Origin of the sequence: Vibrio hepatarius (genome assembly GCF_043642085.1) — a bacterium.
In the GTDB taxonomy this organism is placed as follows: Bacteria; Pseudomonadota; Gammaproteobacteria; order Enterobacterales; family Vibrionaceae; genus Vibrio; species Vibrio hepatarius_C.
Genome location: NZ_JBHZSA010000003.1, coordinates 405,536 through 428,616, shown reverse-complemented (window position 1 = coordinate 428,616; position 23,081 = coordinate 405,536). Strand labels below are relative to the sequence as shown.

Genomic DNA, 23,081 nt, shown 5'->3' with positions numbered 1-23,081 from the left:
TGATTTAGGGATCGACAATGAAAACATTTCCAAATAACTTTCTGTGGGGCGGCGCTATCGCAGCCAACCAAGTAGAGGGTTCATTTCTTCTAGATGGCAAAGGGCTATCGACCTCAGATATGTTACCTAATGGTATTTTAAGCCCTCATCAAACCCGTGAAGAACGTACCGATGGCATTAAAGATCTCGCTATCGATTTCTATAATCGTTATCCAGAAGACATTGAGCTGTTTAACGAAATGGGCTTTAACTGCTTACGTCTTTCCATTGCTTGGACTCGAATCTTTCCTAATGGCGATGAGCTTGAGCCGAATGAAGCAGGGCTAGCGTACTACGATAAAATCTTCGACGAGCTTGCTAAACACGATATGCAGCCATTTGTGACGCTTTCTCACTATGAGATGCCTTATGCATTAGTGGAGAACTATGGTGGTTGGGGTAGTCGAGAATTAATCACCTTCTTTGAACGTTATGCGCGAACGGTTTTTGAACGTTATAAAAACAAAGTCAAACTGTGGCTGACCTTCAATGAGATCAACATGTCTTTGCACGCTCCGTTTACTGGGGTGGGGTTGCAAGAGGACGCTAGCGAGCAAGCGATCTATCAAGCTATCCACCATCAATTGGTTGCCAATGCTAAAGCGGTGAAGTTATGTCACGATATTATTCCCGATGCCAAGATCGGCAACATGTTGCTAGGGGCGATGAACTACCCGTATACGTGTAACCCCGATGACGTCATCGCAGCCATGCATGAGAATAATAAATGGCTGTTCTTTGGTGATGTGCAGACGCGTGGTAAGTATCCTGGCTATATGCTGCGTTATTTCCGCGAAAACGGCATTGAGATCGAGATGCAACCCGGTGACGTTGAAGAGTTAGCTAGCGCAAGTGTCGATTTTATCTCATTCAGTTACTACGCCAGCGGCTGCGCCAGCTCGGATCCAAAGCAGAAAGAAGTCGGCAACATTGTGGATAGTGTGCCGAATCCTTATCTCGAAAAAAGCCAATGGGGCTGGTTGATTGACCCGAAAGGTTTGCGCATTTTGCTCAACTTCTTGCATGACCGTTATCAGAAGCCTTTGTTTATCGTTGAAAATGGCTTGGGCGCTCGTGATGAAGTGAATCAGAATGGTGAGATTATTGATGATTACAGAATTGCTTATCTCAATGACCACCTTGTGCAAGCGCGAGAGGCAGTCTCAGATGGTGTCGAGTTGATGGGATTCACCAGTTGGGGGCCGATTGATTTAGTTGCAAACTCAACGGCAGAAATGAGTAAGCGTTACGGTTACATCTACGTTGACCGCCATGATGACGGGACAGGTTCACTTGAGCGTAAACGTAAAAAGAGCTTTTACTGGTACCAAGATGTTATTGGTTCCAATGGCGCGAGCTTAACAGCCTAACACAATCACAAAGGAGCCTAAGTTGGCTCCTTTGTTGTATTAGTCAGCTTCTGTTAGCCCCAATTCTGCACGCTTTCGTTTACTTAGACCCATTGCGACGATGCGATGTGACTCGGTGAGGTAGTATTTTAGTTCATCGGCTAACTCGCCGTCTGTTCCGGTTTGCTGAATCCACTTCATACCGCGGGTAGCAAAATAAGGCGCGGGGCGATAGCCGTCATTGTCTTTGAGAAAGTCGTAATTGCGATCAGATGTCTTAAAGGTATAGGCCTCTTTGCCACCTTCTTGGGTTGTACCTATTGCGAATACCTTACCTCCGACCTTCCAAACATGAGAGTTACCCCATTGCATGACATAGGTCGTGGCAGCAAGAGAATCGCAGAACAGATTGAATTGATCATGGGTCATACATTACGCCTTTCAGAGAAGCGGGAACAAAGAAATTGTCGCAATGAAACAAGCGCTATTCAATAGTCAAAGATGAGACTTTTGAGGTTGGTTCGCTTGGCCGCTTATTGAACAGTTCTGTTCGTGTTCTAGTGCTAAGAAACACCGGCTATTTAGAGTTTGAGTTAATTGTGATTCTCAATATGTAAGAATTGATAATTAAAATTGTTTATAAATTCCTATCCTATAAGAATACAATTTGATCGTTACTTTGATATGGCGATACAACATTAGTGTGAACTCTATGAAGCAAAATAGTGGGCAAGTAAACGAGAAAGTACTGCAACTTTTGATGCAAGTGGCGGTTAATGATGAACCCGTTACAGCAAAGCAGTTAAGTGAGCAGCTTGGTACGCCAATCAGCAGTCTTTATCGACACTTGAAGTTATTGAGAGAGTGGAACTTGATTGAGGAAAGTCCAAATGACAAAACCTTGATCATAGGTCCGGCAGCCTTGCTGTTAATGCGCAGCTATGAAACCAGCCAACATGATCTCGATATGGTTGATTCAGTGCTTAACCGCTTGCAAAAGCAAACCGGAGAAATGGCCGCCTATATGGTGCCTGTTGGTTATAGGGCTTTGTGTGTGAGCCGCAAAGAAAGTATGCAAGCGCTTCGTTGTAGCTATGTGCAAGGCCAAAGTCAGCCACTGCTTAGAGGTGCGTCGTCAAAAGTGATGTTGGCGTACTTGCCAGCCGCGCGATGCGAAAAAATTCTTCGTTATTTCGGTGAAGAATCTCGAATCGAGCAATGGCACAAAGAGCTAGAGCAAATTCGCAATCAAGGGTATGCCGTGAGTACGTCAGAGATTGATTCCGGCGTTTCGGGTATCAGTGCTCCTGTGATGAAAGGCTCTAAATTAGTTGGCGCTATTTCAGTTATGGCTCCTGCGCATCGAGTTCAAATGAATCAGCAGAAAATTATTCTGCACGTTCTTCAAGCAGCGAGGGCATTGCCCCCAGAAAGGTAACGGATATGTTCGGGCTATTTCGACGCAATAAAGTGCAAAGTATCACTGGTGTATTGTCACATCACCTTGTTTTACTCAGTGTCAGTGAGAAACTGAAGCCGATGAGACAAGTTGATTTCGAAATGGCCGACCAAAGCTTAGAAGAAATATATGAATGGATTTCTGACTTGGATGGCTACCGCTGGGTTAATGGTGGCCACTATGATTTATCCAATAGTCCCACAGGCCAATATCAACTTCACCTCAGTCGCTTTCTAGGCTCAGAAGCGCTACCAGTAGTGTTGACCAACAACAGCGAAACCTTGCTGCACAGTCTGCCTTTGCTGAACTCTCAGTACAAAGAGCTCGGCATCATACATATTGGACGTCAGTTTGAACTCAAGGCGTCACTCGAGCCAGTTCAAGGCAGCGCGTTTCATTTTGCTTTATCACGTTACAACGAGAGCCGCTTGTTTTGTTTAGGGATAGACCAGACCCAGCAAGATGAACGTACTTTCGAATACGCAGAAGATTTGGGTTGCGATTGGATGACGCTAGCAGAGTGCAGTTTTAGCCAGCGCTTCCAGGTTAAGCATCAGTTAGCTAATTACTTGTCTCATTGCGATGAAGTTGTCCTCAATATCGATTTGCCAAGTTTGTACCCTGTTTCTCGGCTAGAGAGAGGCAGTGCCCTTGACGTTCAAGTGGTAAGTCGGATGATTCGTCAGTTACTTATCTCTGGCAAGGTGCGTCAAGTACAACTGGTTGGCTACAAAGATAAACACCTTTACTCGAAGCAGACCCAGGCAATTTTGCATGAGCTAACGCAAATGTTCCCATCGAATAATTGTGCTGCTTAATGTTACTTTCTAACATTGGGTCGTGATTCATTACTTTAGCGTAGAACTTGGGAAAGGGGAGAAACTCCTTGCTCCCATCAAGCGATCATGAGCCTCACTCAATAGGGGCTCAACAAATTCCGATTTGTGCATAATTTTCAGTTTTAATTCCTTCTTTCTTCCCCTTGATTCAGTGGTTGCCCAGTGTGACCAAATTCACTTTTTGGCAACAAAGTCCTTACTCTTTGTACCGTGTTACTTTTCTCCAAACTAGTAACACCTTTGTCACTAACCCTTTGTTCTTACGTGTCTCACGTCATGTTACTTTTTAACAGTTCTATTGGTTATTAAAATTAGGCATCAATACAAAAACCAATTAAAACAGTGACTTATGATTTTTGTGTTGTGGCCGTGTTAGAAACTATCACACAAAGTTATTTTTGTGATCGTGAACACTTCACCACGAAAATGTTATCGGTATGGTTAATTTATCCGCACTTCAGTGAGCAGAATGAAAGCGGAAGCGCCTCCAAGGAATGCTGTCAAAAAGGAAGGACAATGGGGTTATGACATTACCGAACAACATAATTACAACAACAAAAAATCGGCTCAATAAAGCCAATCAATTTGCAGTAGGGATTTTGACCATCTTATTGATTTTAGATGTCTGGCTAGGTGTGTTGGATCGTTACATTCTCAAGCTGCAATTGGTGTGGGTTGAAGAGCTAGCACGTTACATCATGATATGGGCAATCTTAATGGCGGTGCCATGCTGTACCGCAGGCAGAGAGCATATGGGGTTAGAGTTTGTCACCAAGCGCTTTCCTCAAGTTGTTCAACAAATCATCAAGATTTGTGTTGGCGCCCTGACTTTTAGCTTCTTTGGCTACGTCGCTTACTTGGGCTATACCTTTGCAGAAAAGGGCGCAAACCAACTTTCAACCGTCTTTTCTATGCCTATGGCTTATGCCTACGCTGCAATCCCCGTTACTTTCGCTCTGTCTAGTTTCCAAGCCTTCTTAGTCTGGCTTGAAGATATCTACACGCTGAAGTTGTACTTAGCGTCTGAGAAGTTTGATGTGCAAGGAGAGCAGTTATGATTGTCGGTGTAGTGTTTTTATTATTAATGCTGATTGGTGCTCCGATTGCTATCGCGCTAGGTGTGGCAGGTATTACTGGAATGTACGATATGGGCGGTGCGCATTTTGCGTCACTGGCGCCAAGTAAGATCTTTAATGGTCTAAATATTTTCCCTTTCTTAGCCATGCCGTTTTTCATCTTGGCCGGTGAGATCATGAACCACACTGGGATCACGAATCGACTGGTTTATCTCTCGGAAGCTCTGGTTGGTCACTTCCGTGGTGGTCTCGCTCATTCAAACATGGTGGCATCGGTATTCTTCTCTGGTATTACCGGCTCAGCAACCGCTGATGCGGCGGCGTTTGGTCGAACGTTAGTGCCTGCTATGGTTAAACAAGGCTATTCGAAAGATTACGCCTGTGCGGTTACGGCTGCGGGTTCGATCATCGGTCCTACCATCCCGCCATCAGGTCTTATGGTGGTCTATGGCTCACTTATGGGCGTGTCGATTGGCGGCCTATTTGCAACGGGCATTTTACCGGGCATCTTAGTGTGTCTTGTATGTATGGCGATCATTGGTGCAATGGGCAAGCGTAAAAACCTGCCAAAGATGAACCAAAAAGCGACGCTGTCAGAAGTGTTGGATCACTTTAGAAACTCGGCGTTAGCGTTGTTGATGCCTCTTATTATCCTTGGCGGCATTGTGTTTGGGATCGTGACACCAACGGAAGCGGCGTCAATCGCGGTCGCTTATGCACTGGTCATCGGTACTTTCATCTACCGAAATCTAACGCTGAATGCACTCTTTCAAATGGTCATTCGAACAGCTCAGATCTCAGCGGTTATCTATCTCATCATTGGTTCGGCTTCGATTCTTGGCTGGTGGCTGAGCTTCAACCAGATCCCTCAGATGATAGCGGATATGTTCATTTCATTATCGGATAACCCGCACGTGATTCTCGCGTTGATCATCGCTCTGCTGCTAACGGTCGGTATGATCATGGATATCAACGTGATGTTGATTATCTTAGCGCCGATCTTAGTGCCACTGACGATGGAAATCGGTATGGACCCACTGCATGCGGGTATCGTGTTTATTCTTGCTCTTAACATCTCACTGATGACACCGCCGATAGGTGCTTGTCTATTTGTCCTCTCATCGGTAACCGGAGCAAAAATAGAAGGAATATCGAAAGAGTTAATGCCGTTCCTTATCGGCCAACTGCTGCTGTTATTCGCTATCGCATTTTTCCCTGACATAGTGCTGTTTATCCCACGACTATTGGGCTATTAGCACCGCAACAACCCCTTTACCCTACAAACCCTGGCTATCGCATTAGCCTAGCCAGGTAATAACTAAAATTCATACATAATGGAGTTATTATGAAAAAGCTAACCAAATCACTGATCGCAACTGCTCTAGCAACCAGTCTATTTACCGCCCCTTTTGCTATGGCAGAAAAAGTACTGCGTATCGGCCATGACAACAAAGCTGACATCATGGAAAACCCTGCCCATGCGTTTACTGGGGTGTTCAAAAACATTGTTGAAACCGCAACTAATGGTGAGATTAAGGTTCAAGTGTTCCCAAGCAACCAGCTAGGTACGGCGAAAGAACACATTCAGATGGTGCGAGATGGTCAGCTGCAAGGTACGCTTTCTCCGGTTGGCCCACTTGCTGGCTACTACCCACGTATCGGTGTATTGGATGTGCCATTTGCGTTTGATAATAACGCGTCTACCTATGAAGTGCTTGATGGCAAGTTTGGTAAGGCTTTAGCGGGGGATATTGAGGCTGAGCTTAAAGACGTCAAAATTCTTGGTTTCCCTGATACAGGCGGCTTCTTCTCAGTGACAAACTCGAAGCGCGCTATTGAAGGTCTTGAGGACTTTAAAGGCCTGCGTATTCGTACCATGACACTGCCAACGCACCAAAAAATCATTCAGTCTCTGGGCGCAGAAGCTTACCCGCTGTCTTGGGGTGAAGTGTATTCATCACTGCAAACTGGCGTGATTGATGGTCAGATGAACCCTGTACCAACGGTTTCATTCGCTAAGTTTAACGAAGTGCAGAAATATCTAACCCTGACGAATCACCTATTTGCCCCATACACTTTCATGGTTAACAAAAGCTTCTACGATGGTTTAACGGAAGAAGAGAAGAAGATTGTTTCTGATGCCGTCGAGATTGCATTGAGCGCTAACCGAGGTCTTTCTCGTCTAATTGAAGCGTCGAGTGACCGCGGTTTAGAAGGTCTGAAAAAACGTATGAAGGTTAACTCACTCACCGCTGAACAGCGTGAGTCTATGCGACAAGCAACGCAGCCAGGCGTCATTGCTTACGTGAAAGAGACACATGGTGACAAAGGTACGGAACTTCTGAACCTATTCCTAGAGGAAGTTGATAAAGCCAACCAATCTACTTATTTGAAATAGGCTTTCTCCAGCCACTTGCCCCAGCAAACGTTGGGGCTTTTTTGTTTCTATGGAAAAGTAGTAAGTCACTCTGTTGATAGGAGGGCTCAGTTATTTAACTTTTCAGGTCCCTAAAAACACAAAAGCTGGCGATTAAGCCAGCTTAGTACGGTTGTATTGCACATTATGAATTTTTGCTTGCGTCTTTGTTCGACTCTTTCCAGTACTGAATGCGTACGCGATGCAATTGTGCTTTTCTCATTTTCTTCATGATAATCCCTCACGTTTATAGAAAATTGCTCTTTCTTGAGCTTATGTGAATCAAGTTCCTCATGAACAGAGAACAATGTAGCCATCAATCCGGCAAAGATCTAGGGTTTTGATCACATTTTTTTGCGTGAACGCCGTTCCTTATGCATGAAAAGTGAACTATAGCGCAGTTTAATAAGCCTGACATGTAAGTAGATTATTTCTGTCTCAGATAATTAATCTATCTGAAACAGTAAGTTAACGTATTTGTCATTTTTCGATTCTACGATTTGCACGCATTTTTATAAAAATACTCAGCAAGGAGTCAGCAATGTGCCCAGTTTCAAACAATAAGCGTGATGATCAAGATTCTGAATTCAGTCAAATGATTGATGCTCGATTATCTCGTCGTCGATTTTTGGCAGGTACAGCGGCGGTAAGTGCAGGTGCATTCTTATCGTTAAACCCAATTACTAAAGCTTTTGCTGCAACAAGCGAAAGTTCACTACTCAATTTTGAAGCAGTACCAGCATCAACGGCAGACGCGTTTATTGTCCCGAAAGGCTACAAGGCGACACCGCTACTTTCTTGGGGTGATCCAATCTTCCCTGGTGCGCCAGCATTTGATCCAAGTGGTAAACAAGACTCAAAAGCTCAACTGCGTCAGTTTGGTGATAACACCGATGGTATGAGTTTGTTCTCTATCAGCGAAGATCGTGCGGTTATCGCAGTGAACAACGAGTACACCAACTACGAGCTATTGTTTGACCATGGCGGTAAAGCGATGACGGCTGATGACGTACTAAAAGCGCAAGCTGCTCATGGCGTAACTGTATTTGAAATTGTTCGCTCTGGTGGACAATGGAAACTGGATATCAACGGTAAACTAAACCGCCGTATTACCGCTAACACGCAAATGCAGTTAACGGGTCCAGCAGCGGGTCATGACTTAATGAAGACTAAGCTTGATCCATCAGGTATGAAGCCACTCGGTACATTTAACAACTGTGCCAACGGTCAAACGCCTTGGGGCACTTACCTAACGTGTGAAGAAAACTTCAACGGTTACTTTGGTACGAGTGGTAGCGCTGGCGTTTCCGACGATCACAAGCGTTACGGAGTGAAAGCAGCCAAGAGTAAATATCAATGGCACGACACCGATGAACGTTTCGATGTCGCTAAACACCCGAATGAACCGCATCGTTTTGGTTGGGTTGTTGAAATCGATCCGAATGATCCAACATCGACACCACTTAAGCGTACCGCGCTTGGTCGCTTCAAGCATGAAAATGCAGCATTGCTAGTTAATGGTGATGGTCATGTGGTGGTTTATCTCGGTGATGATGAGCGCGGTGAGCACCTATACAAATTTGTGTCGAAGAACAAATACCAGCCGGGTAACGACAAAGCGAATCGTGATCTCCTAGAAGAAGGCACGCTTTATGTCGCTAAGTTCGAGTTCGATGGCCAAGAGCTAAAAGGCAAAGGTCAATGGTTAGAGCTGACTCATGGTAAGAACGGCTTAACCAAAGAAAACGGCTTTAAGGACCAAGCAGAGGTGATGATCTTTGCTCGTCGCGCAGCGACACAAGTGGGAGCCACGACGATGGATCGCCCTGAGTGGGTTGCGGTTCATCCAAACAACAAGCATGTGTTCTGCACACTAACCAACAACAAAAACCGTGGTGTTAAAGAAGGCCAACCAGTTGGTGGACCAAACCCACGTAAAGAAAACCACTATGGTCAGATTGTTCGTTGGGTGCCACAAAATGATGATCATAGCAGCGATGAGTTTAACTGGGACCTTTACCTAATTGCGGGTAACCCTGAAGTGCATAAAGGCAACTTATATGCGGGCAGTGAGAACATTACTGCGGATAACATGTTTAACAGCCCAGATGGTATTGGTTTTGATAAAGCTGGTCGCCTGTGGATTCAAACGGATGGTAACTATTCGAACAAAGGGGATTTTGCAGGGCAGGGTAATAACCAAATGCTTTGTGGCGACCCTATGACGGGTGAAGTTCGCCGCTTCCTAACAGGCCCAGTTGCTTGTGAGATTACCGGTTTAACCTTCTCTGCAGATAATAAGACCATGTTTGTTGGTGTGCAGCACCCGGGTGAAAAAGGTGCACCGTCGCACTTCCCTGCGGGTGGTGATAGCAAACCACGTTCAACTATTATGGCGATTACTCGTGAAGATGGCGGCGTGATCGGCGCATAATCTATAAAGAGATAAAACATAAGCCCCGAATAGAGATATTCGGGGCTTTTTATTTTAGATGGGCTTTCTCTGACTTTGTTTACATTGCTCGTACATAGTGGCATTGGGTTATTGATACCTTGCGTGCTAACTGTAACTAAATGTAAATAAGTAAAGCCTCTTACTCTTTACCGCTAGCGCCTATGAATAATCATCACCTCAACCACAAGATGCGCAATCATGATCATGAAGCAAAGTTATTTCGAAATCGCGCCGTTGCAGCGTTTATCGGAATGGTGGTTCTGCTTGGTGTGTTGGTCGCCAATCTTTATCGACTAGAAGTTAAACAAGTTGATTACTACACCACCCGAGCGAATGACAACCGTATCCAAGTGCTGCCTATCGCCCCTACGCGTGGGTTGATCTACGACCGCAACGGTAAGGTTCTCGCCAACAACTTCCCGGTTTATGTACTTGAGATGATTCCGGAAAAGGTTAAAGACCTGACGGGTTCTATCGCTAAACTTAAGCAAGTTATGCAGCTCTCTGATGCTCAAGTAGAGCAGATGAAGAACCCTCATGGTAAACGCTTTAAACCAGTAGTGGTTAAAAATGGCCTCACGGAGCAAGAGGTCGCCAAGTTTTCGGTTCATCAGTATGAATTACCGGGCTTTTCGATTGATGTTGATATGAAGCGAGACTACCCATATGGTGAGGTATTGACTCATGTATTGGGCTACGTCGCGCATATTAATGATCGCGATATCAAGCAATTGGATGCGAGTGGAGAGCTGGCTAACTATCGAGCGACTAAAACGATTGGTAAGCTCGGTGTGGAAAAGTACTACGAATCTCTGCTCCATGGTCAGCAGGGCTATCAAGAAGTTGAAGTGAACAGTCGCGGACGTATTATCCGCACCATCAAGTATGTTCCTCCTGTTGCAGGACAAGACTTAGTGCTTAACATTGATGTTGAGTTGCAAAAGTTTGTCTTCAAACAGTTGGATCATCGCGAAGGTAGCGCTGTTGTGCTCGACCCACGTGATAACAGTGTCCTCGCCATGGTTTCAAGTCCGAGCTATGACCCGAATCTGTTTGTGGAAGGGATTTCGAGCAAAGCCTACAGCAAGCTGCTCAATGACCCATTTCACCCGTTAGTTAACCGAGCGACGCTAGGCGTTTACCCGCCAGCATCGACGGTGAAACCTTTTATGGCCGTTGCTGGTTTAAGCGAGGGTATTATCCAGCCCGATACGGTGCGTGACGATCACGGTGCGTGGCATATCCCAGGTTTAACTAAGCAGACCAAAGTATGGCGAGATTGGAAGCGTTGGGGACATGGTCCAGTCGATGTCACTTTGGCAATTGAAGAATCGGTCGACTCGTTTTTCTATCATATTGCTTATGAGTTAGGCATTGACCGTATTTCCGATTGGATGAACATGTTTGGTTTTGGTCGGCTTTCTGGTATCGATATCCCTGAAGAAACGCGCGCAAATATGCCTACACGAGAGTGGAAAGAGTCACGTTATCGCCAGCCATGGTATAAGGGCGATACTGTTCCGATTGGTATTGGTCAGGGATATTGGACCGCAACGCCGCTGCAAATTGCTAAAGCAACGTCAGTATTGGTCAACCATGGTGAGGTAATTGCTCCTCATCTATTCCGTAATACCTTGCCTCATGGGGTGCCTTTCCATCAAGAGGCGCCTAAAGCAGTCGAAGCTGTGAGTCAGATTGAAGGGGTAAGTGACGATACTTGGGATATTGCCATCAATGCTATGCGTCTAGTGAACTCGGGCAGTCGTGGCTCTGGTCGCCGAGCATTTAAAGGCGCGAGTTATTGCAGTGGTGGTAAATCAGGTACCGCGCAGGTGTTTGGTCTAAAGAAAGATCAGGTCTACAACTCCAAAGAACTGAGTTATGACTTACTCGACCATGGTTTGTTCACCGCTTTTGCTCCATGTGATCAGCCAAAATATGTCGCGACTGTGGTGATTGAGCATGGTAATGGTGGCTCCAAGGTTGGCGCTCCGTTTATACGCAAGGTGTTTGATTTTCTTGATGTTGGTAATAACAACAAAGCAAAACAGCCTCATACCTAGTAGGGAAGAGCGAAAGTGGATAACAAATGGGGCGTTGTGCCCCACTTTTTTAGTTCTACAGGCCATGTGGGGATAATTATGCGCTCAAAGGCATAAAATTTGTGATCTTTAGACAATTAAGCACTAAATATAGTTGCCTCATATGTACGGTATAACTATATTGAAAGAGTATCCCACATAACTTTAAGGTGTAGAGACTGAGTAAACTCCCAGAGTGAATACGAACAAACTGAACGCAGAGAGACACAGGGCTTAGCGTCCAACCCGCTAAGAGTGCCATCAAAAACGTATAAGAATTAAGTATTTTCAAAGGCCTTTTGCTTTTCCCCTCTTTAAATAGTCGCATCTTCTAGTTATCGATACATTGTCTGATAACCATGGAGGAGGTTTGGCTATGTTACCACTAGGTTTATTTGCATTAGGTGTATTCGTATTTTTAGGCTGCTGGGTAGTTCAACACGGTTTACCTGTTTTAGGTATGAAGCTTGATGAAGCTGATCTACTACTCATATCAGAAATGTCTGGTGAAGATGTTTTAGAAGCATAACAGTGCAAAAATAGAGAAAAAGGAGCCTTGTTTGGCTCCTTTTTTGGTTTTTATTCTTGTAACTGGGTTCGAATGACCGCTTTAATTGTCTCAAACCTTGCTGGAAGTTGTCGGTGACGCTTAGTGAGTAAGTAAAGCGTCTCGATGACTTCTTGTTTAGGTTGGTAAATCGCAATCTCTTCTTTGTGTGGGAAGGTATCTAACGCACTCTTTGGCAGAATGGTAAACCCAAGTCCTTTCGCGACTGGCAGCAATATCTGGTTGAGCTGATTGATGTAACCTTTAACTGGAAGCTGATGAATGTTGATGCTTTCCAGTACTGGTTCACCGCAGCGAGAAAAGTAGAGGGTTAAATAGTGCTCTGCATCTGGGTGGCGAATCAGCCCCATCTGTTTTAATTTCTCTTCATTAAGCGTCTTTGTCGCCATCGTCTTAGGCATCATCAAGCAAAGCGGCTCTTGTCCAAATTGTTCCGATTCGACTCTAGGATCTGAGGGTTCGTTGGTCACTATGCCTAAATCCACTTCTCCAGCAATAATCTCTGCAATGATCTTATGATGAGGCGCTGCCTCTAAGTGTGAAACAAGACTAGGGTATTTACATTGTAAATCGAGTAGTTGAGGGTAGAGCAGTAAGGCTAAAGAGCCTGAGCACGCTAAAGAAACATCGCCTGAATATGGGTCATCTTGATTAAGTGACGACAACATTTGTGTTTGTTGAGTTTCTAACTCATTGGCGTAGTCATAAACGGTCATACCCGCTTCTGTAATCTCAAAGCTTTTGTTGTGCCTTTTGATCAGCGCGTGACCGCAAGCTTGCTCAAGTTTCTTAATATGCTGACTGACACCAGGCTGAGTCATAAACAACTTGTCAGCGGTTTTGGTGAAGTGACCAGTGTCGATGAGCGTGACAAATGTTTTTAACCAGACTGGGTTCAACATAGTTTTTGACCATAAGAAAAAATTATCTTAGTGAGTTTAAACGATAACAAAACATTCAGGAAGAAAAGGCTTTAAACACAAATTGAAACGACTCAAGATGGATTTTTGCGAGCAAATGATGCAATTACGTTAATTTTATTGTTATCATCAGCGGGAAATAGTCGGGGAGCCTAACCATTACGGAAAGGGCTGAGATCGCAATGCGAGACCCGTTGAACCTGATTCAGTTAGCACTGACGTAGGGAACTATGCGCACTCAACCTCTTGGTTTGGTGTACTCGTATTCGATGGATTGATCACCTCATTTTCTGATCCCTTCTTTCGTGGCCGAGAGTTCCTGTACGTCTTGTAGTAGGAGCAACAATGCCACATTCACAAGACACAACTCCAATCGTATTAACCATCGCAGGCTCTGACAGCGGCGGCGGTGCAGGCATTCAAGCCGATATCAAAGCAATCTCTGCCACGGGTGGTTACGCATGCTCGGTGATTACCGCTATCACGTCGCAAAACACCCTTGGTGTGTCTGCTATTCATCCGATTCCCCTTGAGCATATTGAAAGCCAATTGGATGCGGTGTTCACCGACCTCAATATTGTTGCTGTCAAAGTCGGCATGTTGGCAGATTCTGAGATCATTAAAGTGGTTGCCGACAAAATTCGTCAGTATCAACCTAAGCATCTAGTGGTTGACCCTGTCATGGTGGCGACAAGTGGCGATCTTCTGCTTGAAACCAATGCTATTTCTACCCTAAAACAAGAGTTGCTTCCGCTTGCAGATCTCATCACCCCTAACTTGCCGGAAGGTGCCGCTTTGATTGGTGGCGCAGTACCGCAAGATGAAGACCAAATGGGAGCAATGATCAGTGAGCTGCGTGCTTTAGGTGCCAAGGCTGTACTGCTGAAAGGCGGCCATCTTGAGAAAGATGACAACAGTAATGATCTACTCATCATGGCTGAAAGTAGCGAGCTAATTAGCGCTAAGCGTGTGGCGACTAAAAACACCCATGGTACTGGCTGTACTTTGTCTTCGGCGATTGCTTCGTATTTGGCTCAAGGTAACCGTCTGCACAAATCGGTTTACCTTGGTAAGCAATACATTTCTCAGGCCATTGCCAATGCTGACAAGCTAGAGGTGGGCAAAGGTCACGGGCCAGTTCACCACTTCTTCTGTGGTCATACGAATGTCCGTTAGCATTTCATCAGCGACTGCAAATGCTGCCGAGGCTGTTGGTATCGAGTTACGCAATGCGCACCTGCAATATCTCGATAGCCAAGTTGCGACTTTGTCTGGACTCAATATGTCGGCTCCTGCAGGGCAATGGACATGCCTATTAGGGCGAAGTGGATGTGGCAAAACCACACTGCTGCGTTATCTGGCTGGTTTGCTAGATGACAAGGTTGAGTGGGGTGGGCATCTCACATTAACTCATAGTGATTCTTTGCACGGTCAGGTGGCTTATATGGCGCAACAAGATCTGTTGCTGCCATGGTTAAATGTTTTGGACAACGTGCTGCTAAGCCGTAAGTTTGATGCAAAAGAGCATGACCCAGTAGCAAGCCTGCAACAGGCACAGCGATTACTGGAGTCTGTTGGATTGGCGGATTATCAGCAGGCTATGCCTTGTCAGCTTTCTGGTGGCATGCGTCAGCGTGTTGCTTTGGCTCGTACGTTGATGCAAGACAAACCGGTAGTGTTAATGGATGAGCCCTTTTCCGCGCTTGATGCGGTGACTCGATATAAGTTGCAAAACCTAGCGGCAAGCCTACTCAAAGACAAAACCGTGATCTTAATTACTCATGATCCACAAGAAGCGGTCAGGCTCGCAGACCAACTATATTTGCTCCAAGGTCGCCCAGCGAGCGCGCAACGGTTATCCGTGCCTGATGGGCAACCGCCCAGAACCATTGATGCACACTGTGCCCAGTTGCAACAAACCATTTTAACTCAGTTGGAGCAAGACTATGAGTGATATGTCGAGCCTGCAAATTACTCAACGCCAACCCGCAACGGCACGGCAATTTACACATCCAGTGGTGCGAATAGTGATTAGCCTGTTGGTCATTCTTGGCTTGTGGCAGGCAGTCGTGGTCATCTTTGATATGCCAAGCTTTATTTTGCCTGCGCCAATGGAAGTGTTCTCTCGGTTGGTAACTCGATTTGATGTGCTGATGAAGCACACGCTCGTCACCGGGCAAGAGATCATTTTGGGTTTATTATTGGGCTTAGGGATGGGATTGATGTTTGCTCTGCAAATGTTGCTGTTCAAGCCACTTAAGCGATGGTTGTTACCGATCCTAATTGCTAGTCAGGCCGTTCCTGTATTCGCTATCGCACCGGTATTGATGCTGTGGCTAGGCTATGGCATTGCTTCCAAAGTGGTCATGGCCGCAATCATCATCTTCTTTCCGGTGACAACCTGCTGCTATGACGGACTTAGAAACACTCCAACTGGCTATTTAGATCTGGCTAAAACCATGGGCGCGAGTAAGTGGCAGTTGTTAAGACATATTCAACTGCCGGCAGCATTGCCGACATTAGCTTCAGGTATCCGCGTGGCCGTGGTCATTGCCCCTATTGGCGCTGTGGTTGGTGAATGGGTCGGATCCAGTGCGGGTCTTGGCTATCTCATGTTGCAGGCCAATGCACGAATGATCATTGATGAAATGTTTGCCGCGTTATTTATCCTCGCCTTGCTATCAGTCTCACTCTATTTCATCACCGATAAATTACTCAAAAAACTCATTCCTTGGGAAAATCAATAAGAAAGGACACACCGTGAAAACGACACAAAAACTCAGTGCAGTGGCACTAATGACATCTCTATTTTCTGTTAACGCATTTGCTGCCGATAAAGAACTCACTCTGATGCTGGATTGGTTTGTTAACCCGAACCACGGGCCAATCGTGATTGCGCAAGAGCGTGGGTACTTTAAGCAGCAAGGCATTGAAGTGAACATTCAAGAGCCAGCTGACCCAAGCACACCACCAAAACTGGTTGCAGCGGGTAAAGTTGATTTGGCAATCTCTTATCAACCAAGTCTCACTATCGATGTTGCAGCGGGTCTACCGCTAATTCGCTCGGCAACCTTGATTGCGACACCACTGAACACACTAATGGTGCTGGACAATGGTAAGAATGACACGCTAGCCGATTTAAAAGGTAAGAAGATTGGTATCGCGATTGCGGGCAATGAAGAAGCAACGATTGGCACCATGCTGGGTCAACAAGGAGTAAAGTTTTCCGACGTCAACATCATCAATGTCGGCTGGGCACTCTCATCGTCTCTGGCATCGGGCAAAGTGGATGCGATTTGGGGCGGTTTGCGTAACTTCGAAACCAATCAACTTGAGCTTGAAGGCTACAAAGCGAAAGCCTTCTATCCAGAAGAGCACGGTGTACCGACTTATGATGAGTTAGTCTTCGTTGCTAATGCGAACACCTATGATGCAGCAGCGATCAAAGCGTTTAACAAGGCGCTTGAACAGGCTACCACTTACATCGTTAACCACCCACAGCAATCTTGGAAAGAGTTCGTCGCATACTCGCCAGATACACTCAACAACGAACTCAATCAACGCGCTTGGAACGACACATTAACGCGTTTTGCATTGCGACCTTCAGCGGTTGATCATAAGCGTTATGACGACTACGCCGAGTTTATGTACTCACAGAAGCTGATCGAAACTTTGCCTAAAGCCGTAGATTACGTTCCGGAGATTAATTAATGAAATACAGTGACTTAATTGCTGCGTGTCAGGCTGATTGGCAAGAGTATACCCAGCACAGTTTTGTTCAGCAGTTGGCGTCAGGGACGCTACCGCACGAGTGTTTCTTGCACTATTTGAAGCAGGACTTTTTGTTCCTAAAGCAATATGCACGCGCTTATGCACTGGCGATTTATAAAGCACGTAACCTTGAGGATATGCGCCGCGCATTGCCGAGTGTTTCGGCTCTACTTGAGACAGAAATCAACCATCATGTGACTTATTGTGGTCAGTGGGGGGTAATGGAATCCGATCTGGAGAATGAGCCCGAAGACTTCGGAACGGTTGCTTATACTCGTTATGTTCTTGATGCAGGTATGACAGGTGATCTGGTTGAGCTTTATGCGGCTCTGGCTCCATGTTCAATTGGCTATGCCGTGATTGGTAAGGCCTTGCTAGAAAGCCCTGATACCCAATTAGAAGGCAATCTTTATCGGAGCTGGATAGAACTTTACGGTGGAGAGGAGTTTCAGTCTGGCGTGGCTGAGGGCGCTGAGCACTTTAATCAGTTACTTGAAGAGGTAGAGCTCAATAGTCAGCGAGGGCAAAACCTAATCCATGTGTTTAAGACAGCGACTCGTATGGAAGTGGCGTTTTGGCAGCAAGGGCTGGATGCCAATAAGTAGTTGAGATAGCCTAGGAGTTAGCATGCTATGAGTGCTAACTCCTTTCCTCTTCGGCGAGCTCGCTTTTCGCTAATAGATCAAGCTCTTCCTGAGTAATAAGTTGGTAGGCATGATGAGACGTAGTGTCAGCCATTAAGGCACTCAACTTTAACGATAAACGCTCTTTTTGACGCGGGCTTAAATCTTTAACGCAATGAAGAATACTTTCAAAGTCATGTTCTTTAATCACATTGTCATCCTCCTAGCAATCAGGTTTAGGTTACAACGAAAACGGCGCTCTCCCTTATCGACTGCTGCTTTGAGATTAAAGGAGTTAGTACCATTATGCAATCATACTTATAGCGTAAATGAGGCGTATTGAATTTAGATAAAATGTGAATGCCAATAGGTGAAAGTTCTGCAATAGTTAACCCCTGTTTTGTGAGTAAATGTAATTTTGTGATTTGAGCTAACTCAGGGTGCTATCTTTCATCAAATTGACATTAAATTGATGAATTTTCCACGCATCGTCATCTAATATGCTGCATCGGGTTTTTTGGTTACTGTGGATCAAATATGGTGAAGAAATTACTACAAGACAAACGTGAAGGGTTACTGCTACTCGCAGGGTTTTTGCTTATTGTTGCGCCTATGTCGCTGTTTGTCAGTCATATCGATCTGCTCTCTGGAGTCAGTGATGTGGTTGGATTTAGTTTTACCGCTCTGACGGACTCTGCGGGCTCGAAAGGTTTCCTCATCACCTTGTCTGTTCTGGTCTTTAGCAGTTGGAGAGTCATCGGTTTTAATCGCGAATTTTTGGCTAAGCTATTCCAGCTAGGGGTCATTCTTGTTATCGGCTTTGCTGCTAAGACCGGGCTTAAACATGTTACAGAGAGCCCAAGACCTTACACTGAATTACTCACTCACCAACTTCTGATTCCGAATCCTGAACATTTCTATAAATTAGATGTGATCCAGAAAGAAGAGATGATCGACGAAATTTCTCAACAAGTATCGCCTTGGCGCACCAGCCATTGGCAAGGTGAGAAAGATTACTCATTCCCATCTGGACACACAATTTTTGCATCCATCTGCTTAGCTTTCTTTGGTGGGCTATTTATGCAGCACAAGCGCTACGGTTTGGCGTTAATGGTTGGGGTGTGGGCTGTCTGTGTCGGCTACAGTCGTCTATGGCTTGGCATGCATAGACCGATGGACCTTGTTGGCTCGATCGTGTTTGTCGCTGCTGTTTATTCCTTGATGCCAAGCTTTTCTCAGTTGGGGATGTGGATGATGCAGAAATTAAAATATCCCGCTCACATTCATCGCTAGTCGATTTAATTAATATCTACGAAGGGCTCTAATTTTAGAGCCCTTTTTTATTTAACTGTCTATAAATAAACAGTAATGGTTTAGTTAGGTTTCATTTGGCATTGTTGTCTAATTGTTACTCACTGTTTAGTATGGAAAATTCTACTTCGCTCGTTATAAGGATACTCAATGACTTCGGAGACGATTGCACTAACCTTGGCTAGTGTTGGCTTACTGGGTTTGATTTGCCAATGGGTTGCATGGCAGCTAAAACTTCCCGCTATTTTATTTCTCCTCATCGCTGGTTTGTTAGTGGGGCCAGTGTTTGGCTTGTTTTCTCCTCAAGAAGCGCTGGGGGATCTCTTCTTTCCTGTGATCTCTTTAGCGGTTGCGGTGATACTGTTTGAAGGCAGCTTAACGCTCAATTTTAAGCAGATTAAAGGGATCAGTAAGAGTGTCTGGAGCATAGTAACGCTCGGCGCCGTGGTGTCGTGGATCATTACCACCGTCGCGACGCACTATTTGTTAGGTCTAGATTGGTCATTGGCGTTCTTATTTGGCAGCCTGACGGTGGTCACTGGACCAACTGTGATTGTGCCTTTGTTACGAACGGTCAGACCAAGCTCAAAACTCGCCAATATTTTGCGTTGGGAAGGGATACTTATTGACCCTTTGGGTGCGCTGTTTGTGGTGATGGTGTACGAATTTATTGTCTCCCATAGTCAGGTCCACAGCTTGGCGGTATTTGGTCTGATTGTGGTGATTGGTTTTTCCGTCGGTATCGCTGCAGGTATGCTGGTCGCAGCCATGATGCGTCGCCACTGGCTACCAGAGTATTTACAACCTTTTGCAGTGCTGACCATTTTGCTTGGCGTGTTTGCCCTATCGAATTATCTAGAGCACGAATCTGGGTTATTGACGGTGACAGTGATGGGGATTTGGTTGGCAAACGCTAAAGGCGTGAATATCAGTCATATCCTCCACTTTAAAGAAAATCTCACCATCCTATTTATCTCAGGGTTATTCATTCTGCTTGCTGCAAGGGTTGAGCTGACTGATTTCGCTCAGTTGGGCTGGGCAGCGTTGGCGCTGTTCGTGGTGATTCAGTTGGTGTCACGTCCTGCATCAATCTTCTTATCAACCATGCGCAGCAACCTTGAGATCAAAGAGAAAGCCTTTCTTGCTTGGGTAGCGCCAAGAGGTATCGTCGCAGCGGCGGTATCATCGCTGTTTGCGATTAAGTTGACTCAGCAAAATGTAGAACAGGCGAACCTTCTAGTGCCACTAATCTTTATGGTGATTATCGGCACAGTGGTACTGCAAAGTGCCACCGCTCGTCCAATTGCTAATTTACTTGGGGTTGCCGAGCCAGCGCCAAGAGGCTTTTTGATCGTTGGTGCGAACGATGTGGCAAGAACATTGGGCAAGGCACTTAAAACTTACGATTGCCGCGTTCTTATGTCGGATACTAACTGGGACTACGTCAGTAAAGCGCGCATGGGTGGTTTCGATAGCTATTACGGTAACCCGACATCGAGTCATGCTGATGAATACCTCGACTTAATAGGGATAGGGCAAGTGTTGGCAGTCACGCCCGATCAGCACTTAAACTCGGTGGCGAGCGTGCATTTCTCCAATGAGTTTGGTCATCGTAAGGTGTTTAGCCTGCAAGATAAAAAAGAGCAGGAGAGGTTAGATAAGCACAGCCATAACTCAGAGCATGCCTACTCTTTGCTGTTAGGCGGCAGTACCAGCTACAAAAAACTGGCAAGCTTGATTAGCCAAGGGGCTGAAATTAAACACACCAAACTGAGTGACAGTTTTGGCTATGAGGATTACCAAGAGCAGTATAAGTCGGCGACCGTAGTGCCACTGTTTACGGTTAACAGCAAGCAGCACATCCAGATGCTTGCTCCAGCAGATGAGAGCGTACCTATGAGTGGTGATATCGTGGTCTCTTTGGTCAAAGAGAGCTAATTCACGGCTTAAAACTTGTCTGTTCGACAGCGCGCAGCAACAAAAAGGGGGCTCTATTATTAGAGCCCCCTTTGCTATTTCTACTTTTGAGTTTTGCTGGTTATGATGAGATACCTTGAAACGTTAGCTCACACAGAAATGTTTACGACTGATACGGGTTTATCAAATCTGGAATTCTGCTAATAAATTAAAATGTTCATTTGTTATTCTGCGTAAATTACTCCTACACTCGAATGGCTTATCTATCTGTATTTAAGGGAGTAAATCATGAAGCCAATCGCGGCGATAGTCATAGCTATTTTAGCCTCATCTTCTGCTAGTGCGGGCGAATCAAAGCCTGCCACGCAAGCCACTATTTCGGCCAACGATAAAGTGGCTCAAACCTTACCATTCAAAGACAAACAAGATTTTAAAGATGCTCAGCGCGGCTTTATTGCTAAGCAAGATACTGTCACGATCACTAATGAAAATGGTGATGTTGTTTGGGATCTTGAAGCGTATAAAAAATACATTACCTTAGACAGTGAGGCGCCAGATAGCGTCAACCCAAGTCTTTGGCGTAATGCCCAGCTAAATATGATCAACGGTTTATTTGAGGTGACGGATGGTATCTATCAAGTACGCGGTTATGACCTTTCTAACATTACTTTCGTCAAAGGGGATACTGGCTGGATCGTCTTTGACCCGTTGATCTCTCAAGAAACAGCCAAAGCAGCACTCGAGTTTGTCAATGCTGAGCTCGGTGAGCGCCCTGTGGTTGCTGTCGTTTATAGCCACAGTCATATTGACCACTTTGGTGGTGTTCGCGGTATTGTTGATGAGCAAGATGTTCTTGATGGTAAGGTCGAGATCATCGCGTCACATGGCTTTACCGAGCACGCAGTGTCTGAGAACGTTATCGCTGGTAATGCGATGGGGCGTCGCGCAGTGTATATGTATGGTGCACTGCTACCACGAAATGAACGTGGTGGCGTGAACGGCGGTTTAGGGCAGACAACCTCTACAGGTCTCGCCACTCTGATTAAACCGACGGATATGATTGAGAAAACCGGTGAGGAGCGCACGATCGATGGTGTGAAGATGGTGTTCCAATACACGCCAGGCTCTGAAGCGCCAACCGAAATCAATACTTACTTCCCTGACAAAAAAGCGTTGTGGATGGCGGAAAACTCAACCAATACCATGCACAACATCTTGACGCTACGCGGTGCGCAAGTACGTGATGCGCTGAAATGGTCGAGCTATTTGCAAGAAACAATCGAAATGTGGGGCGATGAGGTTGAAGTGAAGTTCCAAAGCCACCACTGGCCGATGTGGGGGCAAGAAGATATCAACGATTACTTTAAGAAGCAGCGTGATATGTACAAATATACCCACGATCAAACGGTACGCTTAATGAACCAAGGTTATATTGGTTCGGAAATATCAGAGATTATTCAATTCCCGGATGAGATCGAAAACAATTGGAGTACACGCGGCTACTACGGTACGTTGCGTCACAACAGCCGAGCGGTGTACCAGCGTTATATGGGCTGGTACAGCGGCAACCCTTCTGATCTTAACAACCTGCCACCAACCAATGCAGCGGTTAAGTATGTCGAGTATATGGGTGGTGAGAGCGAAGTGATTAAAAAAGCGCAAGCGGACTTTGATGCAGGTAAATACCGTTGGGTTGCTGAAGTGCTCAAGCATGTTGTGTTTGCCAACCCGCAAAGCAAGAAAGGTAAAGAACTGCTTGCCGATACCTATGAGCAGTTGGGTTATCAATCTGAGTCGGGTCCATGGCGCTCAGTCTATTTGCAAGGCGTGTATGAGCTGAGAAATGGCACGCCTTCTGCGGGCGGGACGAATACAGCTTCTCCTGACATCATTAAAAATATGCCACCAGAGATGCTGTTTGATTACTTAGCGGTGCGTATCTTACCGGAGAAAGCAGCAGGCAAAGATTTCTCGATTAATATTAACTTCACCGATCTTGATGAGAAATACACGCTGTATGTTGAAAACTCAGTACTTAACCATACAAGGAAGCAGGCGGATAAGCCGGATGTGTCGCTAACGCTAACCAAAGGCGCATTGGATGATGTTCAACTGGGCAATGTGACGTTAGAGCAAGCCATCGCCAATGGTGATATTGAGCTTGATGGAGACAAAGAGGTGTTCAAAGACTTTGTCGGTATGCTGGATACGTTTAACTTCTGGTTCAACATCGTTACCCCTTAATCACGGAGTGCAG

20 protein-coding genes and 1 riboswitch are annotated in these 23,081 nt (G+C 45.6%); of the genes, 17 read left to right on the top strand and 3 right to left on the bottom strand.

Going from position 1 to position 23,081, the window contains the following annotated elements; genetic code table 11:
* The first annotated feature begins 17 nt into the window (after positions 1-17).
* On the top strand, positions 18-1,409 hold the full coding sequence (ascB, locus tag ACHUFZ_RS08050) for a 6-phospho-beta-glucosidase (protein WP_394126705.1): 1,392 nt from the start codon (positions 18-20) through the stop codon (positions 1,407-1,409).
* Between the two features lie 39 nt (positions 1,410-1,448).
* Here the strand turns inward: ascB and ACHUFZ_RS08045 are convergent, their stop codons facing one another.
* Positions 1,449-1,817 (bottom strand): MmcQ/YjbR family DNA-binding protein, encoded by a 369-nt coding sequence (locus tag ACHUFZ_RS08045; RefSeq protein WP_394126704.1) that lies wholly within the window; start codon positions 1,815-1,817, stop codon positions 1,449-1,451.
* A 283-nt stretch (positions 1,818-2,100) separates the two neighbouring features.
* Between ACHUFZ_RS08045 and ACHUFZ_RS08040 the strand changes: the two genes are divergently transcribed.
* The 8 genes from ACHUFZ_RS08040 to ACHUFZ_RS08005 all read left to right on the top strand — a co-directional run bounded on the left by ACHUFZ_RS08040 (position 2,101) and on the right by ACHUFZ_RS08005 (position 12,243).
* On the top strand, positions 2,101-2,826 hold the full coding sequence (locus tag ACHUFZ_RS08040) for an IclR family transcriptional regulator (protein WP_004416491.1): 726 nt from the start codon (positions 2,101-2,103) through the stop codon (positions 2,824-2,826).
* 5 nt (positions 2,827-2,831) lie between these two features.
* The gene (locus tag ACHUFZ_RS08035; RefSeq protein WP_394126703.1) at positions 2,832-3,665 is read left to right on the top strand and encodes an arginase family protein; all 834 of its coding nucleotides are present in this window, start codon (positions 2,832-2,834) and stop codon (positions 3,663-3,665) included.
* A gap of 545 nt (positions 3,666-4,210) precedes the next feature.
* The gene (locus tag ACHUFZ_RS08030; RefSeq protein ID WP_394126702.1) at positions 4,211-4,744 is read left to right on the top strand and encodes a TRAP transporter small permease; all 534 of its coding nucleotides are present in this window, start codon (positions 4,211-4,213) and stop codon (positions 4,742-4,744) included.
* Positions 4,741-6,018, top strand: a complete 1,278-nt coding sequence (locus ACHUFZ_RS08025; protein ID WP_394126701.1) for a TRAP transporter large permease — start codon at positions 4,741-4,743, stop codon at positions 6,016-6,018. The genes ACHUFZ_RS08030 and ACHUFZ_RS08025 overlap by 4 nt, the downstream gene beginning before the upstream one ends.
* 89 nt (positions 6,019-6,107) lie before the next feature.
* Complete coding sequence (locus ACHUFZ_RS08020) at positions 6,108-7,160, top strand: TRAP transporter substrate-binding protein (protein ID WP_394126700.1); 1,053 nt, start codon at positions 6,108-6,110, stop codon at positions 7,158-7,160.
* Positions 7,161-7,719: 559 nt separating this feature from the next.
* Complete coding sequence (locus ACHUFZ_RS08015; protein ID WP_394126699.1) at positions 7,720-9,612, top strand: PhoX family protein; 1,893 nt, start codon at positions 7,720-7,722, stop codon at positions 9,610-9,612.
* 182 nt (positions 9,613-9,794) lie between these two features.
* Entirely contained in the window at positions 9,795-11,696 is a 1,902-nt protein-coding gene (mrdA, locus tag ACHUFZ_RS08010) for a penicillin-binding protein 2 (RefSeq protein ID WP_394126698.1), read from the top strand.
* A gap of 388 nt (positions 11,697-12,084) precedes the next feature.
* Positions 12,085-12,243 carry a hypothetical protein gene (locus tag ACHUFZ_RS08005; RefSeq protein ID WP_394126931.1) on the top strand — a complete coding sequence of 53 codons (159 nt, stop codon included), beginning with the start codon at positions 12,085-12,087 and terminating at the stop codon, positions 12,241-12,243.
* Between the two features lie 50 nt (positions 12,244-12,293).
* On the opposite strand, the gene ACHUFZ_RS08000 is transcribed toward ACHUFZ_RS08005, so the two are convergent.
* Positions 12,294-13,184: a LysR family transcriptional regulator gene (locus ACHUFZ_RS08000; RefSeq protein ID WP_394126697.1), complete on the bottom strand. Its 891-nt coding sequence runs from the start codon at positions 13,182-13,184 to the stop codon at positions 12,294-12,296.
* A gap of 152 nt (positions 13,185-13,336) precedes the next feature.
* Positions 13,337-13,446, top strand: a riboswitch (TPP riboswitch).
* A 101-nt stretch (positions 13,447-13,547) separates the two neighbouring features.
* Between ACHUFZ_RS08000 and thiD the strand changes: the two genes are divergently transcribed.
* The 5 genes from thiD to tenA are packed head-to-tail and all read left to right on the top strand — an operon-like array spanning position 13,548 to position 17,578.
* On the top strand, positions 13,548-14,378 hold the full coding sequence (gene thiD / locus ACHUFZ_RS07995; RefSeq protein WP_394126696.1) for a bifunctional hydroxymethylpyrimidine kinase/phosphomethylpyrimidine kinase: 831 nt from the start codon (positions 13,548-13,550) through the stop codon (positions 14,376-14,378).
* Complete coding sequence (locus tag ACHUFZ_RS07990; RefSeq protein ID WP_394126695.1) at positions 14,368-15,156, top strand: ABC transporter ATP-binding protein; 789 nt, start codon at positions 14,368-14,370, stop codon at positions 15,154-15,156. The genes thiD and ACHUFZ_RS07990 overlap by 11 nt, the downstream gene beginning before the upstream one ends.
* A 1-nt stretch (position 15,157) precedes the next feature.
* Positions 15,158-15,949: an ABC transporter permease gene (locus ACHUFZ_RS07985; RefSeq protein WP_394126923.1), complete on the top strand. Its 792-nt coding sequence runs from the start codon at positions 15,158-15,160 to the stop codon at positions 15,947-15,949.
* A gap of 49 nt (positions 15,950-15,998) precedes the next feature.
* Complete coding sequence (locus tag ACHUFZ_RS07980) at positions 15,999-16,913, top strand: ABC transporter substrate-binding protein (RefSeq protein ID WP_394126922.1); 915 nt, start codon at positions 15,999-16,001, stop codon at positions 16,911-16,913.
* Positions 16,913-17,578 carry a thiaminase II gene (gene tenA, locus ACHUFZ_RS07975; RefSeq protein WP_394126694.1) on the top strand — a complete coding sequence of 222 codons (666 nt, stop codon included), beginning with the start codon at positions 16,913-16,915 and terminating at the stop codon, positions 17,576-17,578. The genes ACHUFZ_RS07980 and tenA overlap by 1 nt, the downstream gene beginning before the upstream one ends.
* 34 nt (positions 17,579-17,612) lie before the next feature.
* Here the strand turns inward: tenA and ACHUFZ_RS07970 are convergent, their stop codons facing one another.
* The gene (locus tag ACHUFZ_RS07970) at positions 17,613-17,807 is read right to left on the bottom strand and encodes a hypothetical protein (RefSeq protein WP_394126693.1); all 195 of its coding nucleotides are present in this window, start codon (positions 17,805-17,807) and stop codon (positions 17,613-17,615) included.
* A 326-nt stretch (positions 17,808-18,133) separates the two neighbouring features.
* On the opposite strand from ACHUFZ_RS07970, the gene ACHUFZ_RS07965 reads away from it, so the two are divergent.
* The 3 genes from ACHUFZ_RS07965 (at position 18,134) to ACHUFZ_RS07955 (ending at position 23,068) form a co-directional block, all read left to right on the top strand.
* Positions 18,134-18,889, top strand: a complete 756-nt coding sequence (locus ACHUFZ_RS07965) for a phosphatase PAP2 family protein (protein WP_394126692.1) — start codon at positions 18,134-18,136, stop codon at positions 18,887-18,889.
* A gap of 168 nt (positions 18,890-19,057) precedes the next feature.
* Positions 19,058-20,845, top strand: a complete 1,788-nt coding sequence (locus ACHUFZ_RS07960; RefSeq protein WP_394126691.1) for a cation:proton antiporter — start codon at positions 19,058-19,060, stop codon at positions 20,843-20,845.
* Positions 20,846-21,112: 267 nt separating this feature from the next.
* Positions 21,113-23,068 carry an alkyl/aryl-sulfatase gene (locus tag ACHUFZ_RS07955; RefSeq protein ID WP_394126690.1) on the top strand — a complete coding sequence of 652 codons (1,956 nt, stop codon included), beginning with the start codon at positions 21,113-21,115 and terminating at the stop codon, positions 23,066-23,068.
* Positions 23,069-23,081: the final 13 nt, after the last annotated feature.

Excerpts from the sequence above, each read along its gene's own strand:
- ascB (WP_394126705.1), top strand. The coding sequence starts at position 18 with ATGAAAACATTTCCAAATAACTTTCTGTGGGGCGGCGCTATCGCAGCC.
- ACHUFZ_RS08045 (WP_394126704.1), bottom strand. The coding sequence starts at position 1,817 with ATGACCCATGATCAATTCAATCTGTTCTGCGATTCTCTTGCTGCCACG.
- ACHUFZ_RS08040 (WP_004416491.1), top strand. The coding sequence starts at position 2,101 with ATGAAGCAAAATAGTGGGCAAGTAAACGAGAAAGTACTGCAACTTTTG.
- ACHUFZ_RS08035 (WP_394126703.1), top strand. The coding sequence starts at position 2,832 with ATGTTCGGGCTATTTCGACGCAATAAAGTGCAAAGTATCACTGGTGTA.
- ACHUFZ_RS08030 (WP_394126702.1), top strand. The coding sequence starts at position 4,211 with ATGACATTACCGAACAACATAATTACAACAACAAAAAATCGGCTCAAT.
- ACHUFZ_RS08025 (WP_394126701.1), top strand. The coding sequence starts at position 4,741 with ATGATTGTCGGTGTAGTGTTTTTATTATTAATGCTGATTGGTGCTCCG.
- ACHUFZ_RS08020 (WP_394126700.1), top strand. The coding sequence starts at position 6,108 with ATGAAAAAGCTAACCAAATCACTGATCGCAACTGCTCTAGCAACCAGT.
- ACHUFZ_RS08015 (WP_394126699.1), top strand. The coding sequence starts at position 7,720 with ATGTGCCCAGTTTCAAACAATAAGCGTGATGATCAAGATTCTGAATTC.
- mrdA (WP_394126698.1), top strand. The coding sequence starts at position 9,795 with ATGAATAATCATCACCTCAACCACAAGATGCGCAATCATGATCATGAA.
- ACHUFZ_RS08000 (WP_394126697.1), bottom strand. The coding sequence starts at position 13,184 with ATGTTGAACCCAGTCTGGTTAAAAACATTTGTCACGCTCATCGACACT.
- thiD (WP_394126696.1), top strand. The coding sequence starts at position 13,548 with ATGCCACATTCACAAGACACAACTCCAATCGTATTAACCATCGCAGGC.
- ACHUFZ_RS07990 (WP_394126695.1), top strand. The coding sequence starts at position 14,368 with ATGTCCGTTAGCATTTCATCAGCGACTGCAAATGCTGCCGAGGCTGTT.
- ACHUFZ_RS07985 (WP_394126923.1), top strand. The coding sequence starts at position 15,158 with ATGTCGAGCCTGCAAATTACTCAACGCCAACCCGCAACGGCACGGCAA.
- ACHUFZ_RS07980 (WP_394126922.1), top strand. The coding sequence starts at position 15,999 with ATGACATCTCTATTTTCTGTTAACGCATTTGCTGCCGATAAAGAACTC.
- tenA (WP_394126694.1), top strand. The coding sequence starts at position 16,913 with ATGAAATACAGTGACTTAATTGCTGCGTGTCAGGCTGATTGGCAAGAG.
- ACHUFZ_RS07965 (WP_394126692.1), top strand. The coding sequence starts at position 18,134 with ATGGTGAAGAAATTACTACAAGACAAACGTGAAGGGTTACTGCTACTC.
- ACHUFZ_RS07960 (WP_394126691.1), top strand. The coding sequence starts at position 19,058 with ATGACTTCGGAGACGATTGCACTAACCTTGGCTAGTGTTGGCTTACTG.
- ACHUFZ_RS07955 (WP_394126690.1), top strand. The coding sequence starts at position 21,113 with ATGAAGCCAATCGCGGCGATAGTCATAGCTATTTTAGCCTCATCTTCT.